The organism is Rhodococcus sp. ARP2 (genome assembly GCF_001029585.1).
GTDB classification, from domain to species: domain Bacteria; phylum Actinomycetota; class Actinomycetes; order Mycobacteriales; family Mycobacteriaceae; genus Rhodococcus_F; species Rhodococcus_F erythropolis.
This window is the reverse complement of the sequence record NZ_LEKE01000058.1, coordinates 32,966-50,664: the sequence shown is the minus strand read 5'-3', so window position 1 is coordinate 50,664 and position 17,699 is coordinate 32,966. Positions and strand designations below refer to the sequence as shown.

The window sequence follows — 17,699 nt, the reverse complement described above, 5'->3', positions numbered from 1 at the left end:
TTGGTCGAAATGACCACTTTGCGCTGAAGTTGCTGCAAAGTTCACGGATTGTTCAGGAGCGGAAACAAAAAACAGGCCGGACTCCCCGAAGTCCGGCCTGTCGATGACGCTTTGCGATCAGCTGAATGCCGAAAGTGCGCTGATGAGGCCGATGCCCGCAACTGCGACCTTGAGGACGCTCAAGACGTCTTCGAGCTTGACACCCTCGGGCAATACGTTTTCGACAGACTCCATGTTGGATCCTTCATGTGTTGGGGTCGTGGTCCAGCGCCACTGCAAGCAAGATACCCAATCGTGACCACCTGTGAAACCCCGGCGCGAAGATCACAGTTTTGTTGCGCCGGACTCACTGGCCGTCGCAGCCATGGTGGCCGCCACTATTTGTTCCACGCTGATGCCCGCCGCCGGTAGGCAGTGGTAGAAAATTCGTTCGCAGAGGTCGACCATCTCGCCTCGTTCGAGGGTCGGCTCGTCGATCCAGTTGACGACTATTTCCTCCATGAATGCCTGCCACCCGGCGATGGTCGCCTCGACGGTCGCATTCGATTCGATGCCCAGATTTGTGAGCGCGGCGACGATCCATGTGGTGAACGTTCGGCGCATCCCGCGATAGATCGTGCGCATCCGGACGTCGCCACTGCCGGCCATCCGCATCACGGCGAGGTAAATGGTGGGGTGCTCGATAACGGCATCGACGAAAGTTTCGATACCTGAACGCAGCTGGGACGTGATCGGTAGTTCGGGATCCGGTCGCATTCGATCTTCGAGATCGGCCGAGGCAGCCTCGAGGATGGCGTTCTGGAAACCCTTCTTGTTCTTGAAGTAGTGAAACAGCAGTGGCGGCGAGACACCGGCCTCGGCTGCGACGCGATCCATCGACAGTTGGTCGAAAGGCTCGGTCCGCAACATGTGTACTGCTACCTCGAGGATTTGCCTCTGACGGTCTTCGGGGGAGCGGGGGACTGCGGCCATTCCGACATCTTATGTATTGGTTCGGAAGGTTCATTGACTTTTACTCAACGCTGTCTATAACGTGAGGTAACACATACGTGAGGCGAGGAGTCCGACAGTGTCTGCTTTCGACATCGTGGTCAACGACGGGTTGTGGTTCGACGGGACGGGGGCTCCTGGTCTGCGTCGAAATCTCGGAATTCGAGACGGCGTGGTCGCGGAGGTGTCCACGACGCGCCTGGAGATCGGGCCGGACACCGAGGTGATCGACGCGGCCGGCAAGTGGGTTCTCCCGGGCTTTGTCGACGTCCACACGCACTACGACGCCGAAGCCTTGGTCAGTCCAGGCCTTCCGGAATCGGTTCGCCACGGCGTCACTACGGTCGTGCTCGGCAATTGCTCACTGTCGACGGTGTATTCGACCCCGCGTGAAATCGCTGACCTGTTCAGCCGGGTCGAAGCAGTTCCCCACGACGCGGTGCTGCGCATCCTCGAAGCGAACAAGACCTGGACCGGTCCCGCGGCCTACACCGCCGCACTCGAAGCCCTTCCCCTCGGACCCAATGTCGCGGCATTCATCGGCCACTCCGACATCCGCACGCACGTACTCGGATTGGGGCGCGGCACCGACAAGAAGGTCAAGCCGACCCGCTCGGAACTCGGCCGGATGGGCTCGATGCTCGAGGACGCCATCGATGCGGGGATGCTAGGCCTGTCGTCGATGACCAATGCCCTCGACAAGATCGACGGCGACGAATACCGTTCTCGCTCTTTGCCGTCGACGTATGCACGGTGGAAAGAGTTCCGATTCCTCAACCGCATCCTTCGCGATCGCGGAAAGATCTTGCAGAGCGCTCCGACCATCAACCTGCATCCGAACGTCGCGGCGTTCTTCGCCGAAAGCTCCGCCATCGGACGCAAGAAGCCGCTCAAGACGTCGCTGCTCTCCGGTGCGGATTCGAAGGCCTACCCGGTGATCGTGTACTTCATGCTCGCTGCGGCCCCACTGCTCAATCGCTTCGCGAAGACCGATTTCAAGTGGCAGCACCTTCCGGTTCCCTTCACCGTCTACGCGGATGGAATCGACCTGGTCGTGTTCGAGGAGTTCGGTGCCGGCGCCGCCGCTTTGCATCTCAAGGACCAGGTGGAGCGCAACGAACTGCTCCAGGACGAGTCGTACCGTCGCGCATTCCGTAAGGACTACGACAACAAGTTCTCACCCCGCATCTGGCATCGCAATTTCTACGATGCGGTCATCGTGGGATGCCCGGACGAGACGTTGATCGGCAAGAACTTCGGTCAGGTCGGTGACATCCGCGGAGTGCACCCGGTGGACGCTTACCTCGACCTGGTGGTGAAGTACGGGCGAGATCTTCGCTGGCGCACCACCATTGCCAATCACCGGCCCAAGTTCGCGAAGAAACTCGCCGCGAGTTCCGGTGTGCAGATGGGCTTCGGCGATGCCGGCGCACATCTGCGCAACATGGCGTTCTACAACTACCCGGTGCGACTCCTCAAGCGCGTCAAGGACGCTCAGAGTGACCGCAAGCCGTTCCTCACCATCGAGCGCGCAATCCACCGCCTGACCGGTGAACTGGCGGACTGGTACGGCATCGACGCCGGACATCTACGCCAGGGCGACCGCGCGGACTTCGTTGTCATCGATCCAGCCGGGCTCGACGAGTCGGTCGACGGCTTGTTCGAGGCAACCGTTCCCGAGTACGGCGGGATCAGTCGAATGGTCAACCGCAGCGACGATGCGGCCGTCGCGACAGTGATCAACGGCCGACTCGTCTACCGCGAAGGTGAATTCGCCCCGGGATTCGGCATCGAAAAGACAGGCCAGTTCCTGCGCGCAGGTGAAAAGGCTCCGATTACACGGGCCGCGAAGACTAGCGTGGCGCTATGACTACGCCGGCGGATCGCCTCACCTCGTACTCCCGGTCCGGGCTGACTTTCGACGTACGCGACGAAGGACCGGCAGACGGTCCGGTCGTGGTCCTCCTGCACGGATTTCCGCAGGATTCCCGCTCATGGGATCACCTCGCGCCGTTACTGCACGCCCGCGGCTTCCGCACCGTGGCGCCGGACCAGCGAGGGTACTCACCCGGTGCCCGGCCGAAAGCGCGCTGGGCCTACCGCGGGTCCGAACTCGCCGCCGACACTGTCGCGCTGATCGACACACTCGGTGTGGGGAAGGTGCACCTGGTCGGCCACGACTGGGGTGCCGCGGTCGCGTGGCAGGTGGCTGCCGAACGGCCGGATTTGCTCGATACCGTTACCACGGTGTCGGTTCCGCACCCGCTGGCCTTCATCAAGGCGATGGTGACCAGCACTCAGGGACTGAAATCGTGGTACATGGGGGCGTTCCAATTACCCTTCGTTCCTGAGAAGATTCTGGCCTCGTCATCGCTGGGCGAGAAGTTCCTGGTTTCGAGTGGGCAGACGCCGGAGAATGCGCGGCGCGATCTGAACGCCATGCTCGCTCCCGGCAGACTGCGCGGCGGTCTGAACTGGTACCGCGCGATGTGGATGACCAAGCCGAACCCGGCAGCTGCCCGGGTCACCGTGCCGACCCTGCACGTCTGGAGTGACGGCGACGCCGCCATCGGGCCCAAGGGTTCTGCCCTCACTCCCGCGTTTGTCGACGGTCCGTATCGGTTCGAAGTTCTCCGGGGTGTGAGCCACTGGATTCCCGACGAGGCGCCGACGGAGTTGGACCGGTTGCTCGGCGAGCATTTCAGCAGCTGACCGAGTTGCGTACTGAAGCCCCCGCCGTCCGGCGGGGGCTTCAGTCGTCAGCAAGGTCGTCGACCAACGGTGGTCAGCGAGTTCCGAATCGCTCCTCCACCTGTTCCTTCGTCAGGCCGAACTCCTCGAGCGTGTACTTGTGCGACGGTTTGCGAGCACCCGAGCGGCTTTCCTCGTGCATGGCCTCCATCGACTGCTGGGCGGTAGATGTCAACGGGATGTCGAAGTGCATGTAGATGTTCTCGACGGTTCCCAGTGGATCGGTGACGAAGTCCTGATAGTCGACGTCGATGAACTGCGCGGGATTGTGGTGTGCGCGTGCACTGTCGAACTGCTCGAGCCCCCTGGCCCACAATTCGAGCTGACTTTCGCCGATCACCTTGTCGGTGAACGTGTTCGACCAACCCTCTGTCGCCTGGGCGGCCAGGCTGCACACCGACGGAATGATCGTCGTAGGGGAGCGGTGAGTCTGGATGACGAGAGCGTCGGGGTACGCCTCCATCAATTCGTCGAGCGCAAACAGGTGGCTCGGGTTCTTGAGGACCCACCGTCGATCCTGATCGGGCAGACCGATCAGCTGCAGGTTCTTCTTGTGTCGTGCATAGGCGTTCGACCACTCCTGGTCCTTCAGCCATGCGGAGTACGTGGGTAGATTTGCCAGGCACTCGTACGACACGGACTTGAACGTCTGACGCAAGAGCTGCCAACATTCTTCGACTTCGCTGGCCGACATGTAGTGCACGCCCATGAATTCGGGATGCTCGACGTGGTGTTGACCGAATGTCTCCTCGATCTTGGCGAAGACCGGGTTCGATTCCCACGTATCGCGAGGCGGGCGAGGCTGAGGGAACTCGGTCAGCCACATCTCGAGGCCCTGGTGAGCCGGGTCGACCGTGAGGAGGCGGTGTAAGGCAGTGGTGCCCGTGCGTGGCAATCCGGTGACGAAGATCGGCCGCTCGATCTTGACGTCGGCGTGTTCCGGATGCTCCTTCCACGCCGATTCGCTGAGGAGACGGGCCACCAAGGCGCCGCGAAGGAATACCCGAGAGATCTTGCTGCCGAAGGGCGTCAGATCCTCGTCGCGGTCGTAAGACTCGAGGAGGACCGACAGAGCCTCGGTGTAATCGTCGACGCCGAAGTCCGTCAGGCCGGTCATCCGCGTCGCCGAGGCATGGAGATCCTCGACGGTGCCGACGTGAGTGCGTTCAGTCATGGTGCTCCTAGTGATGGAATTCGCCGCAGTTGACGTCGATGCATTGGCCGGTGATCGCGCTGGCCATCGGGGACGCCAGGAAGATCGCCGCATCGGATACTTCATCCGTCGTCGGCAGGCGCTTGAGGTCGGTGTTCGACGCAGTGTGCTCGTAGATCTGCTCGACCGTCATGCCGAACTTCTCCGCCTGGTGCGCGAAGTATCCCTTGAGGGTGTCGCCCCAGATGTAGCCGGGTGCAATCGAATTGACACGAATTCCCTGCGGGCCGAGTTCGGTGGCCAGGGACTGCGACATGGCGAGCAGGGCCGACTTCGCCATCTTGTAGCTGCCGTAACGCTCTTGCGAATGCCGCAACACCATCGAATTGATGTTCACCACGGAGCCGTCCGACTCGGCAAGTGCCGGCGTGAACAGCTGAGTCAGGCGCAACGCACCCAGTACGGTCAGTTCGATGCTGTCGCGGATGTGCTGGTAATCGGTGCGAGCCAACGGTTTCATCGACGGAATCGAGAATGCATTGTTGATCAGAGTGTCGACTTTGCCGTAGGCGGCAATGGACTCGGCCACCAGATTCTCGGCGGAAGCCTGGTCGGTGATGTCGGTGGCAACGGTGACGGCGCGCCCACCGGCATCGACTATTTCCTTCGCAACGTCGTCGAGTCGCGATTGCGTACGTGCTGCGAGAACAAGACTCGCGCCGGCCGACGCACATCGAAGGGCCAGAGCGCGGCCGAGTGCCGGGCCGACTCCGGAGATGACTACTACACGGTCTTCGAGCAAGGCGGTCATGATTACCCCAGCATTCGGTTGTCGATGGCGGCCTGGCGCTGGGCAATGCGCGCTGCCCAGTCCTCGGCGGTGATGGTGTTGGTGTCGAAATGCGGCAGGTGCTTCGCAATATCTGCGACGGCGACGATTTCGACGGTGGGACCGTCCTGCGGCGTCAGCTCGCGGGACACGCGCTGCCAACGGAACTGCAGAATGCCGCGCGGATGTCCGACGGTTTCGATCCAGTTGGTGACACCGGGGTTCTTCTCGCTGACCACCATTCGGACCATCCCGTCCGGATCGACCTGTGCCTGGCCGTTGTTGAGGGAGGTCTGATGATTGACGTAGTCCAGTGAGATGTACCAGAGGCTCCCCAGTTGGAAGCCGAGATACGGTGCGTCGGAGGCGGGAACGGTGATGATCATCGCCTGCTCGTCGGTGAGTTCGTAATGTCCCACCGACGAGTACTGCGTTGCCAGCCCGCCCGGTGTCAGGCGTGGTTCGGTCATGGTGTTGACCGTGAGCTTGAGGTAGAACCACTCCGGGAACTGGAGCCACGTCTTGACCCGCGTGACCAGTGCCTTCCCAGCCCGGGCGTAACGCTTCTCGGTCTCTTCGGCGGTGAGAGGTGGCGGCGCGATCCCGATCGAATCGGTGCGCTCGATGCGGATCACGCCGCGCTGCTGACTCCAGTCGCTGTAGACCTCGCGAACGACCAGCTGCGAGGATCCGGGCGCCAGGGTGTAGTAGTTGGCTCGTCCGTCGGCGGGGCCGGGGCCGAACCAAGCGACGAAGTTGCCGTCGTCGTCTATCTCCAGCTCGCGGTCGTCGAAGGCGATTTCGCTGCCGGGAACGTTCGAGTTGGTGTAGTTCCCACTCAACACCTGGAAGCTGAGATCGGCTGTGGTGCCGCGCTTTCCGGTGACCTTGTATTCCTTGTCGTCGTTGATACGGGCGCCGAAGTAGAGGGTGTCCGGGTTGTCGAGACCCATCTTGGTGAATGGTCCGGTGCCCTGGATGAAACTCGGATGGGTCTTTTCGCTGGCCCAGGCGGCATGCGTCGTCGCGATGATTCCGCCGGCCAGATATTGGTATCCCTCCAGTAGATCCTGTTCGGATCTGATGTGCGGCGCAGTCTCGATCAATTTCTCGGCTTCGGCGATCGCCTCGGCAAACGGGTCCGTCAGCACGCTGGCTCCTCACAGTTCCGACTATGTCGCCGGTCCAGAGCGTCGTGGTACAAATATGTACCTATTTGGTAGATGTTGGGTATTTCGACAATAGAACGCGTTCTAGGGAGTGGTCAATGGGTGGACCGGAGAAGACGCCTGAAGAGGGACGCACGCGGGGGAGGCAATCGCCTCCCACCGAACGGGTGGTTCAGGTGCTCGACTACCTCGTCGGCCGCCCTGATCAGCGGTTCGGGCTGTCGGAACTGGCCCGCGCGCTCGAGATCAGCAAGCCCACCTGCCTGGGAATCCTCACGGCGCTGGCTGATCGTGGATACCTGACTCGGGACGAGGTGTCGAAGACCTATGGGCTCGGTCCGGCCTTGATCGCGGCCGGACGTGCAGCTCAGCGAGGATTTGCCGTCGGACCCATTGCCCGCACCCATCTGGAGAAAGTGAGCACGGAGTTCGGGACGACGTGCACGGCGTCCGGTGTGATCGGTGATCAGATCAGCGTTCTCGAAGTGACCGGACCGATCGGAGCGCGTCGCGCTGCCAAGGTCGGTCAGGTGTACCCGTTCGCACCACCGGTCGGACTGATGTACGTCCTCTGGGGTTCGGATCACGACATGGACAGTTGGCTGAGCAAAGAGCCGAGCCTGCCGGTGCGCTTGGATCGCGAGCGTCTGTGGAACGTGGTCCGCGAGTGTCGCGCTGCGGGGTATCTGGTCGAGAGTCTGGATCCCGTCGGGCAGCGACTGCACACGCTGATGGCGGGCGTTGCGACGCACGATCTTCCGCCGGAGGTGCGTGAACTGCTCGGGGAGATGGTGTCGAGCCTGGGCGAGAGGGTGTATCTCGGGCGCGACATCAGCTCTGACGACGAGCATCCCGTCAGTCTCATTGCGGCCCCGACCTACGACGCCGAAGGGCATCAGGCCCTTGTGCTGACACTTTATGTGGGCGGGGCGATCACCGGCGCCGAGATCGAGCGAAGGGCCGCGGCGTTGGTTGCGGCGGCGGATGCGGTGACGGCGGAAGTTGGTGGCCGGAGTCCGGTTCGCGGTTTGTGACGTCTGATTGCCGGTCATTGACCTTTGGGTAGAACGAGTTCTATTCTGTGATTGCGTTCAATTTAGAACCAGTCCGGTACATAAATGTACCGATGCGGAAATGGTGTTCCGCACGGAGTACGTGATGCTCAGGAGCGAAAGACATGGCAACACTCCAGACCCCGCCCGCCTACGAGTTGTCGCATTTGCGGGCACTCGAAGCGGAGGCGGTCCATATTTTCCGCGAAGTCGCAGCGACTTTCGAAAAGCCGGTCCTCCTGTTCTCCGGAGGTAAGGATTCCGTCGTGATGCTGCACGTAGCGGCCAAGGCATTCTGGCCTGCTCCATTGCCGTTCGCCGTGATGCACGTCGACACCGGTCACAATTTCGACGAGGTGATCGAGTTCCGCGACCGCACGGTCGATCGCTTCAACCTGCGTCTTGTCGTCTCCAGTGTGCAGGACGACATCGACGCCGGACGCGTCATCGAGGACACCGGAGTCGGTTCCAGTCGCAATCGCCTGCAGACGCACGCGTTGCTGCGCGGAATTCGCGACAACAAGTTCGACGCCGTGTTCGGTGGTGCTCGCCGAGACGAGGAGAAGGCGCGCGCCAAAGAGAGGGTGTTCAGCTTCCGGGACGAGTTCGGGCAGTGGGATCCCAAGGTGCAGCGACCTGAACTGTGGAACCTGTACAACGGCAAACACCGTAAGGGTGAACACATTCGGATCTTCCCGCTCTCCAACTGGACAGAGCTCGACATCTGGCAGTACATCGAGAAGGAACGGATCGACCTTCCCGGCATCTACTACGCCCATCGTCGCGAAGTTGTTCCGCGCGACGGAATGTTGTTGGCACGCACCCGCTTCCTCGAGCTTCGCGCCGGCGAGGAGTCCTACGAGGCGTTGGTGCGCTTCCGTACGGTCGGCGACGCAACGTGTACCGGATGCGTCGAATCGTCGGCCGAAACACCGGCCGCTGTCGTGGAAGAAGTTGCGGCGAGCCGTATCACGGAGCGTGGCGCAACCAGAGCTGATGACCGGATTTCCGAAGCTGGCATGGAAGATCGTAAGAAAGAGGGGTACTTCTGATGCCGCAACTGCTGAGAGTCGCTACAGCGGGCAGTGTCGACGACGGGAAATCAACACTCATCGGCCGGTTGCTCTACGACTCCAAGTCGATCTTCGAGGACCAACTCGAGGCCGTGGAGCGGAGCAGTCGAGAACGCGGCGACGAGTACGCCAACCTCGCGCTACTGACCGACGGATTGCGCGCCGAGCGTGAACAGGGCATTACGATCGACGTCGCCCACCGGTATTTCGCGACCCCTCACCGGAAGTTCATCATCGCGGACACACCCGGGCACGAGCAGTACACCCGCAACATGGTGACCGGCGCTTCCACGGCCGACCTTGCCCTGATCCTGGTGGACGCACGCAAGGGTGTGCTCGAACAGACGCGGCGGCACGCTTTCTTGTCGACTCTCCTGGGGATACCCCACCTCGTGCTGTGTGTGAACAAAATGGACCTCGTGGGCTGGTCTCAGGAACGGTTCGAGGAGATCAAGGAAGAATTCCGGCAATTCGCGATCAAACTGGACGTCCACGATCTGACGTTCATTCCGGTGTCGGCGCTGTTGGGGGACAACATCGTTGCCCGGACCGAGAACATGTCCTGGTACGACGGGCCTTCGCTGCTGCACCATCTCGAGCAGGTGCACATCGCTTCGGATCGCAACTTGATCGACGCGCGTTTCCCGGTGCAGTACGTGATCCGTCCGCAGAAGCAAACGGATGCCGACCTCCACGATTTCCGGGGATACGCCGGAACGGTTGCCAGTGGCGTCTTCAAACCCGGCGACGAAATCGTGGCTTTGCCTTCAGGATTCACCTCGACGGTGAAGGCAGTCCACGGGCCGGGCGGTGACGTGATCGACGAGGCGTTTGCGCCCTCGGCCGTCTGCATCGAGCTGGCCGACGATCTCGACGTCAGCCGAGGGGACCAATTGTGTCGGCTCAACAACCGGCCGCAGGTCGGGCAGGAAATTGATGCGATGGTCTGTTGGTTGACTGAACAGACCACCCTGTCGGAGAACAACCGCTACTCGTTGCTGCACACCACGCGCTCCACGAAAGCGCAGATCGTCAAGCTCGACTATCGCCTGGACGTCAATTCTCTGCACCGCGACGAGAAGGCAGAATCTCTGTCCCTCAACGAGATCGGTCGCATCTCGATCAAAACGCAGCAGCCGTTGATGTTCGATCCCTACCGCCGCAACCGCGTGACAGGCAGCTTCATCCTCGTGGACGAGACCACGGGCAATACCGTCGCAGCCGGAATGATCAACGGTCCGACACTCAAGGAATCGCGCGTCGTCTGGCACAGTGCGGAGGTTTCTCGCGAGGAACGTGCGACTGCCGGCGCCACCGTCTGGCTCACCGGTCTCTCGGCCTCGGGCAAGTCGACGATCGCCGTGGAACTCGAACGCCGCTTGGTGGCCGCGGGTATCCCCGCGTACCGCCTCGACGGCGACAACCTCCGGCACGGATTGAACGCGGATCTGGGATTCAGTGCCGAGGACCGAGCCGAGAACGTCCGCCGAGTCGGCTCGGTGGCGCAGCTGTTCGCTGATTCAGGTGCAGTGGCAGTGGCCTGCCTGATCAGCCCGTACCGCGAAGATCGTGATCGAGTGCGGGCGGCGCACGAGGCCGCCGGGCTGAAGTTCGTCGAGGTTTACGTCGACACCCCGATCGAGCAATGTGAAGCCCGAGACCCCAAGGGGATGTACGCCAAGGCAAGGGCCGGGGAAATCAAGGGTTTCACCGGAGTCGACGATCCGTACGAGGCTCCAGCCAGTGCCGAGCTGGTGATCAGACCCGAAGACGGAACGCCTACCGAACTTGCGCTGCGAATTATGGAAGTGTTGGACCGGTGAGCGAATCCACACACAGCAGAATCGCCGACGAGGCACTCGCGGCGGAATTGGCGCAGGCCGCTGGTGCGATCCTCCTGGGGATCCGAGCCGAGGGCCTGGGTGTCGACGACGGTCGTGAGCTTGGTCGCCGGGGCGACAAGGCCGCCGATTCCTACATCCTCGACCGGTTGGCCGCCGAGCGGCCGGAGGATTCCGTGCTCTCGGAGGAGTCTGCCGATGATCGCAATCGTCTGGACGCATCCCGGGTTTGGATCATCGATCCGCTGGACGGCTCCAAGGAATACGGCTTGCCGGATCACGCGGATTGGGCAGTGCACGTGGCGCTTTGGGAGCGCGGTAGCGGAATTACCGCAGCCGCGGTTGCTCAGCCGGCGCTCGGAGCGGTGTACTCCAGTGGCGACGAGGCCGATTCGGTTCCCGCGAATTCGCCGCTCCGCGTAGTAGTCAGCGGATCGCGACCACCCGCATTCACCGAAGCGGTGGCAGCCGAACTCGGCGCCGACGTGGTGCACATGGGATCGGCCGGCGCCAAGGCGATGGCGGTCGTGCGAGGCGAGGTCGACGCCTACCTGCATGCCGGTGGGCAGTGGGAATGGGATTCGGCCGCACCCGTCGGCGTCGCACAGGCGGCCGGGCTGCATTGCAGCCGCATCGACGGTTCGCCGCTGCTCTACAACGAATCTCACCCCTACCTTCCGGATCTCGTGATCTGCCGACCGGAGTTGGCTGAGTCGATCCTGGGTGCAATTGCCAAGCACTCCACGGAGTCTGCGGTCAGTGGGCGCGTCGCCATGGCGCGTGAATACGTGAACGCATTGCTCACTCACGACGCAACGAAGGTCCGATTCGCAGCTGACGCCTGGCGGGTCGAGAACGGTCAGCGAACCGGTGACACCGGCGCGTTCATCAGCAACGAGCTCGAACAGGGGCAGCAATATCGCGGAATCGTGGCGATACGTGAACTCGCGCTGCGTGAGTGGGGCGAGAGCGTCGTCGCGCGGTATCTGCTCGACCTCGGAACACCTGGCCAGGCACCGGCCGTCACAGTTTTCGTCACCGAGTACTTCGGGATACCGGCAGGCGAGATCGAAAGCATCCTGGCAATCATCGAACCCTACGACAACGATTCGAAAGAGGCTGGAACACAATGACATCGGATAAGCTGATCACCGATTTCTGTGCGCTGTGGGCGGACGCCGATGTTGCAAAGATCGTCGACTACTTCACCGATGACGTCGTTTATCACAACATTCCGATGGAGCCCGTGGTCGGTCGCGAGGCCGTCCGGGCGTTCATCGAGCAGTTTGTCGGTGCCTTCGGCAACATCGACTTTCAGATCAAGCGTCAGGTCGCGGACGGCAACACCGTCATGAACGAGCGCGTCGACGTCTTCACCATCAACGGCGCCGAGGTAGCGCTCCCGGTCATGGGGGTATTCGAAGTCGAGGACGGAAAGATCAAAGCCTGGCGCGACTATTTCGACATGGCGCCGATCAACGCGGCAGCCGGCCAGGCCTGATCGGGGCGCCTATTCCGCGATGACAGCGTGCGGGTAGTCCGCCGAACGGTGCTGGAAACGCGTAATGGCGGGATTCACGATGACGCCGTCACGGATTTCGATGGCGCGGTCGACGGTCTCGTCTGCCTTCCAGGCCGTCTCTCCTGCCATCACAGTGGGCAGGTAGGGAAGAAGTGATTCGCTGATCTCCCACGACGCGGAGTTCCACAGGTACGACGGGCTGTGATCGACGCCGTAGTAAGTGATGTTGTCGCCGACGATGAAGGTCGGATCCGCGAACGAGGTGGGACGAGCCCAGCTGAACCCCATGCCTTCGTCGCACGAGACGTCGACGATGAGGCTTCCCGGTTGGAAGTCCATGAGATCTTCCTCGGTCAGGAACGTCAGCGGGGCATCCGTGTTCTGCAGTACGCAGTTGACGACGATGTCGTGCTCGGCCAGGAAGCCCGGTACCGGCACGCTGTGGTTGTCGAGCATGACGTGGCTGCCGCGGACATCGCCGTTGTTGTTGTCGAACGAGACCATTCGCGCCGAGTGGATGGGGGAGCTGACGGCGGTGACGCCGCGCTGAGTCAGTACGTCCACTTCGTGGATACCGTGCGCCTTGAGTGCAGTGACAGCGCCGCGTGCAGTGGCACCGAAACCGATCACGGCGGCAGTGAGACGGCGGCCGTAGTCTCCGGTGGAACCGATCAACTGCAGGGCGTGCAGTACCGAGCAATAGCCGGCCAACTCGTTGTTCTTGTGGAACACGTGCAGATTGAACGATCCGTCGCTGTGCCAGAAGTTCATCGCTTCGAAGGCGATGAGAGTCAGTTTCTTGTCGATCGCGATCTGTGTCAGCTCGGTGTCCTGGACACAGTGCGGCCAGCCCCAGAGAACCTGACCCGACCGTAGTTCGGCGAGGTCACGCACCAACGGCTTCGGTAGCAGAACCACATCGGTTTCCGCCAAAATCTGCTTGCGCGTGCGGATTCCGGCCACCAGACGCGAGAGGTAGTCGTCGGAGTAGCCGAAGGGGTGGCCGTAACCCTCTTCGAGGTAGATCCGAGAACGTAGTTCGGCATCGATGCGATCGAAATGCGCAGGATGGATCGGCAACCGGCGTTCTGCCGGTTTGCTCGACTGTCCGATGACTCCAAGGGTGCGTGCGTTGTTCAATTGTGTATCTCTCGATAGGAGCAGGTAGAGATGTCAGGCAGGCGCCTGAGGGACTAGCAGAAGCCGCAGGAACGCTGGCAGATTGCCTCGGCCAGGATCGCGTGAAGGCGTGCCGGCTGCGCTGCTGTCGATCGCCGACGGCAACAGAAAGGCGCGCCGGTATGTGCTCAGTCTAGTCCTGAACGGTCCTCGCCCGGCGGCCGGGCGAGGTGCGGTGCTGCTCCGACGTAGGGCTACTGCTCGCGCAGGCGTGAATCCAGCACGGCCAGTTGAATTTTGCTGGCATCCGTGTGTACTTGACGACCTTTGTCGGTGACGTCGATGAAGACTCCGCGCCGGTCAGCCTCGCACAGTGCTCGCTGAACCAGTCCGGCCTTCTCGAGGCGGGCGACGCTGCGGGAGAGCGCACTGGGACTCAGGTACATCTCCGAAGCCAGATCCTGCATCCGTGGACGCTCACACGAGGTGTCCATGAGTCGGTCGAGGGCCTCGAAGTCGCTCATACTCAGGCCGTGCGCCGACTGCATCTGGCGATCGAGCTCGCACGCGATGTCGTTGTAGCTGGTCGACAACGAGCGCCAGGTGTTGCGCAATTCCGATTCCGACGTCACGACCGCATTCTAGTTGACGACTCGATTACGTGCAATTGCATTAAATGCTTGTGCATTAAGTGCATGTGCATCTATTCTCGCTGACGTGACTTGCACAGACTCGACACTCAAACCATTCGATTCGCCGGAATCCCCGGGTTCTACGGAATCCACGGATCCGGCCACAGGAGAGGGCTGGTCCCTCAAGCTGTGGGGCATCCTCGCGGTGCTCTGCCTCGTGTTGTTCCTCGACGGTCTCGATGTGTCGATGGTGGGCGTCGCTCTACCGTCCATCGGCAACGAACTGGGCCTGTCCACTACTTCGCTGCAGTGGATCATCAACGGCTACGTCCTCGGATTCGGCGGCTTGTTGCTACTCGGTGGACGTACCGCCGATCTTCTCGGGCGCAGGAAGGTCTTCCTGATCGCGCTGACCGTGTTCGCAATCGCTTCGCTGGTCGGTGGCCTTGTCGACAACGGAACACTGCTGATCGCATCACGATTCGTGAAGGGACTGGCGGCGGCCTTCACTGCGCCGACTGCAATGTCCATTCTCACCACGACGTTCAAAGAGGGCCCGGCCCGTAACCGTGCGCTTTCGGTGTTCTCCGTGTTCGGCGCCAGTGGTTACTCGTCGGGCCTGATCCTGGGTGGGCTGTTGACCAGTGCCGGTTGGCGATTCACGTTCCTGATGCCGGTTCCGTTTGCCGTCATCGCGCTGATCGGTGGGTACTTCCTCATTCCGCGGGACCGTCCCGCAGATGCCGGGGGACACGACCTCGTCGGCGCCGTCACCCTGGTGACGGGAATGCTTCTGACGGTGTACACGATGGTTTCGGCTCCGACCCGTGGGTGGGCACACCCGATGACGCTGGGTTCGTTCGCCGTCGCTGCCGTGCTTCTGGCGACGTTCTTCTTCGTGGAGAAGAAGGTGGCGCATCCGCTTGTGCGACTTGGGCTTCTGCGCGTCGGCACCATCGTTCGTGCGAATCTGGCCATCATCGCGCTCTTCGGTTCCTACCTGAGCTTCCAGTTCATGATGACGATCTTCCTGCAGTCGGCCCTCGGCTGGTCGCCCCTGAAGATGGCGATGGCACTGCTCCCCGCGGGCATCATCGTCGCCTTCGGATCGCCGTTCGTCGGACGGCTGGTCGACTTGTACGGCAGTGCCAAGCTCATCATCGCGGCACTGACCTCGCTCAGCGTCGGGTACCTCTGGTTCCTCTTCGCGGGCAGCGATTCACCGTCGTACGTCGTGGCGATTCTGCCGAGCGTCATCCTGCTCGGACTCGGATTCGCGTTGGGCTACACCTCGATCATGGCCCAGGCCACCTCGGGTGTCGACGACTCGGAGCAGGGTTTGGCGTCCGGGCTGGTGAACACGTCCGCTCAGGTCGGTGCGGCGCTCGTACTCGCTCTCACTACCGCCCTCGTGACCGCCGGATCGCACACCGCATCCGGTGCCGGTACCGCCGGATTCGAACAGTTCCATCCCGGACTGATCCTGGTTACCGGAGTCGCGCTGGTGGGCTTGGCGATCACCGTCTCGCCGCTGGTACGTGGCAGGTCGCTGCGGGGAAGATCCGTGCGTGAAAGGCGCGCTGAGGAAGAAAAGGAACTGGCCGAGGTCAACTGAATACTTGCTTCATCCGCGAATGCGCTCGGCCGCGTAGGAGACAATCCTGCGCGGCCGAGTTGCTGTGTCTGAACTATCGGGTGGCAGATTTCGGGGCTGCGTCTTTCAGGGCTGCGTCGAAACTCGTCGACGTAGCTTGCGAACCGAGAATCAAGGCAAGACGCACCAACATGGCTTCGCGGTCGGACGGATCAGCCTGATCCAGTGCATTCGACAGTGCCAACCAGACGTGCTCGCGGTGGCCCTCGTCGTCGATCACCGCAGTTGTCGCCGACTGTGCCGTATCGAAGTGCGTCGGCGCAGTGCCGGCGGTGAGGTGCTTGGCCACGTCGTTCAATTGCGTGGGATCGCTGATGCGGCAGAGCGTCAATCCGTCGGGCCGAATCACGAAGATCTCGCCGACACGAGCACCGAGGGCAGATGCGAGATTGCCTTCGGCATCGCGAATCGTGGAGTCGTTAGTTCCCGCGGTGATCACCCGTACGGTTTCCGGTGCAAGGGCCTGAGCGAGAATCTCGGCTTGCGTGTCGAGTTCGGATACCAGCTCAGCTGACAGTCCGAAAGCCAGCAGGCCGAATCCAGTACCGCGCAGACTGTTCAAGGAGGTTTTCGAACCGTCCGCCGAGACCTGGACGACTCTGTCCTCCAGCGGATCCCCGGGTAGTACGCCCTCGGTGCCCGCAGCTGTGGGCCACGTCAGCGGCGAGAGACGGGCGTGCGTTGCACTCGACTGGCGCGGGTTGATGAGGTGCGCGAATTCGCTTCGCTTGGTGGCGAGTTCGAGTACGGCGTCGCGGGTGGTCCGGTATCCATGACTGCCGGGCGACATGATGAGCGTCGACTTGCCTGCATTGTCGACGTTCTGCTGCCACGCGCTGCGACGTTCCTTCGAATACGCGTCGAGGATGCCGGTATCGGCAGCTCCGTTGATGACGGCGGCCAGTTGCCACACCAGGGTCTCGGCGTCTTCCATTCCTGAGTTGAGGCCACGCACACCGAAGATCGGAACAAGGTGCGCGGCGTCGCCGGCAAAGAGCACACGGCCGTGGGTGAAATCTTCCAGGGCGAGTGCATGGGCGCGGTAGAAGCCGAACCATTCCAGGGTCCAGGGGATGTCGCTCTCGAGCCATTCGAGGTGACGCGTGATGCGGTCACGGATGCGATCTTCTTGCGTCTCCGCTTCCGGATCGTCCGACGCATCGAGCTGGTAGTCGATGCGCCAGATGTCCCGTGGTTGGCGGTGCATGATGATCGTGGACCCCGGATTGCTGGGTGCGTCGAACCACACCAGACGCTCGGCCGGGAGTTCCGATTCCCAATGAATGTCGGCAATGACGTAGTTGCCCTCGTAGCTGTTGCCCTGCAAGCGGATTCCGCTGAGTTCGCGCATCTTGCTGCGTCCACCGTCGGCAGCCACGACCCACGCCGCACGCAGTTCGCGGGTTCCGAACGCGGTGTCGACGGTCAGAGTTACCTCGTCGTCACCGCCGGAGGTGCCGGCGATCGACGACGACCAGTGGAAGTTCACCAGTGGGTGGGCGAGCAATTTGTCGGTCATGATCTGTTCGAACTCGGATTGCGAGACGTTGACCATGGGTCCGCGCGCGTCGTGCTCGGCGGATGCCATCCGGAACTGCAGTACTTCCTGATCGCGGTAGTAACTCCGACCACCCACCCACGGCAGAACGATGTCGTCGAGCTCGGCACCGAAACCAAGGCGTTCGGCAACTTCGAGGCTGTGCCGTGACACGCAGATCGCGCGACTGCCGAACGAGACCTGATCGGCCGCTTCGAGAATCGTGACGGCAATGCCGCGCTGCGCCAAGCCCATGGCTACGCCCATGCCGACTGGGCCGGCTCCGACGATCACGACGGGAAGTGCGTCGGCCGAAGGCGCCAGGGAAGCGAAGTCCTCGGGGGCGTACTTCTTCGGATGAAAGTAGGTCGACATGG

Annotated in this window: 15 protein-coding genes; 8 read left to right on the top strand and 7 right to left on the bottom strand. The window is 62.0% G+C overall.

Annotated features, from left to right (window positions below; translation table 11 throughout):
* Nucleotides 1-324: 324 nt before the first annotated feature.
* Complete coding sequence (locus ABX74_RS15915) at nt 325-972, bottom strand: TetR/AcrR family transcriptional regulator (protein ID WP_019749202.1); 648 nt, start codon at nt 970-972, stop codon at nt 325-327.
* Nucleotides 973-1,069: 97 nt separating this feature from the next.
* On the opposite strand from ABX74_RS15915, the gene ABX74_RS15910 reads away from it, so the two are divergent.
* On the top strand, nt 1,070-2,860 hold the full coding sequence (locus ABX74_RS15910; protein ID WP_020970060.1) for an N-acyl-D-amino-acid deacylase family protein: 1,791 nt from the start codon (nt 1,070-1,072) through the stop codon (nt 2,858-2,860).
* Nucleotides 2,857-3,702, top strand: coding sequence for an alpha/beta fold hydrolase (locus ABX74_RS15905; RefSeq protein WP_019749200.1), 846 nt, complete (start codon nt 2,857-2,859; stop codon nt 3,700-3,702). Before ABX74_RS15910 ends, ABX74_RS15905 begins: the two co-directional genes overlap by 4 nt.
* Nucleotides 3,703-3,775: 73 nt before the next feature.
* Here the strand turns inward: ABX74_RS15905 and ABX74_RS15900 are convergent, their stop codons facing one another.
* Genes ABX74_RS15900 through ABX74_RS15890 form a run of 3 tightly spaced genes read right to left on the bottom strand, consistent with a single transcriptional unit; the run spans nt 3,776 to nt 6,874 of the window.
* A complete protein-coding gene (locus ABX74_RS15900) occupies nt 3,776-4,915 on the bottom strand; it encodes a sulfotransferase family protein (RefSeq protein ID WP_047889195.1) in 1,140 nt (379 codons plus the stop codon).
* A 7-nt stretch (nt 4,916-4,922) separates the two neighbouring features.
* Nucleotides 4,923-5,705: an SDR family oxidoreductase gene (locus tag ABX74_RS15895; protein WP_007726165.1), complete on the bottom strand. Its 783-nt coding sequence runs from the start codon at nt 5,703-5,705 to the stop codon at nt 4,923-4,925.
* A gap of 2 nt (nt 5,706-5,707) precedes the next feature.
* Nucleotides 5,708-6,874 carry a hypothetical protein gene (locus tag ABX74_RS15890; protein WP_021334277.1) on the bottom strand — a complete coding sequence of 389 codons (1,167 nt, stop codon included), beginning with the start codon at nt 6,872-6,874 and terminating at the stop codon, nt 5,708-5,710.
* 116 nt (nt 6,875-6,990) lie between these two features.
* Here ABX74_RS15890 and ABX74_RS15885 point away from each other — a divergent pair, with 116 nt between their 5' ends.
* The 5 genes from ABX74_RS15885 to ABX74_RS15865 all read left to right on the top strand — a co-directional run bounded on the left by ABX74_RS15885 (nt 6,991) and on the right by ABX74_RS15865 (nt 12,359).
* A complete protein-coding gene (locus ABX74_RS15885) occupies nt 6,991-7,926 on the top strand; it encodes a helix-turn-helix domain-containing protein (RefSeq protein ID WP_047889194.1) in 936 nt (311 codons plus the stop codon).
* A 143-nt stretch (nt 7,927-8,069) separates the two neighbouring features.
* Entirely contained in the window at nt 8,070-8,996 is a 927-nt protein-coding gene (gene cysD / locus ABX74_RS15880; protein WP_019749195.1) for a sulfate adenylyltransferase subunit CysD, read from the top strand.
* Nucleotides 8,996-10,840 carry an adenylyl-sulfate kinase gene (cysC, locus tag ABX74_RS15875; RefSeq protein WP_019749194.1) on the top strand — a complete coding sequence of 615 codons (1,845 nt, stop codon included), beginning with the start codon at nt 8,996-8,998 and terminating at the stop codon, nt 10,838-10,840. The genes cysD and cysC overlap by 1 nt, the downstream gene beginning before the upstream one ends.
* Nucleotides 10,837-11,991 (top strand): 3'(2'),5'-bisphosphate nucleotidase CysQ, encoded by a 1,155-nt coding sequence (locus ABX74_RS15870; RefSeq protein ID WP_047889193.1) that lies wholly within the window; start codon nt 10,837-10,839, stop codon nt 11,989-11,991. The genes cysC and ABX74_RS15870 overlap by 4 nt, the downstream gene beginning before the upstream one ends.
* Nucleotides 11,988-12,359: a limonene-1,2-epoxide hydrolase family protein gene (locus ABX74_RS15865; protein WP_007726173.1), complete on the top strand. Its 372-nt coding sequence runs from the start codon at nt 11,988-11,990 to the stop codon at nt 12,357-12,359. The genes ABX74_RS15870 and ABX74_RS15865 overlap by 4 nt, the downstream gene beginning before the upstream one ends.
* Nucleotides 12,360-12,368: 9 nt before the next feature.
* On the opposite strand, the gene ABX74_RS15860 is transcribed toward ABX74_RS15865, so the two are convergent.
* The gene (locus ABX74_RS15860; RefSeq protein ID WP_019749192.1) at nt 12,369-13,520 is read right to left on the bottom strand and encodes a N(5)-(carboxyethyl)ornithine synthase; all 1,152 of its coding nucleotides are present in this window, start codon (nt 13,518-13,520) and stop codon (nt 12,369-12,371) included.
* Between the two features lie 233 nt (nt 13,521-13,753).
* Nucleotides 13,754-14,131 carry a MarR family winged helix-turn-helix transcriptional regulator gene (locus tag ABX74_RS15855; RefSeq protein ID WP_019749191.1) on the bottom strand — a complete coding sequence of 126 codons (378 nt, stop codon included), beginning with the start codon at nt 14,129-14,131 and terminating at the stop codon, nt 13,754-13,756.
* An 85-nt stretch (nt 14,132-14,216) separates the two neighbouring features.
* Here ABX74_RS15855 and ABX74_RS15850 point away from each other — a divergent pair, with 85 nt between their 5' ends.
* Nucleotides 14,217-15,746 carry an MFS transporter gene (locus ABX74_RS15850; RefSeq protein WP_020908302.1) on the top strand — a complete coding sequence of 510 codons (1,530 nt, stop codon included), beginning with the start codon at nt 14,217-14,219 and terminating at the stop codon, nt 15,744-15,746.
* A 73-nt stretch (nt 15,747-15,819) separates the two neighbouring features.
* Here ABX74_RS15850 and ABX74_RS15845 read toward each other — a convergent pair whose 3' ends face one another.
* On the bottom strand, nt 15,820-17,697 hold the full coding sequence (locus ABX74_RS15845) for an FAD-dependent monooxygenase (protein ID WP_047889192.1): 1,878 nt from the start codon (nt 17,695-17,697) through the stop codon (nt 15,820-15,822).
* Between the last annotated feature and the right edge of the window lie 2 nt (nt 17,698-17,699).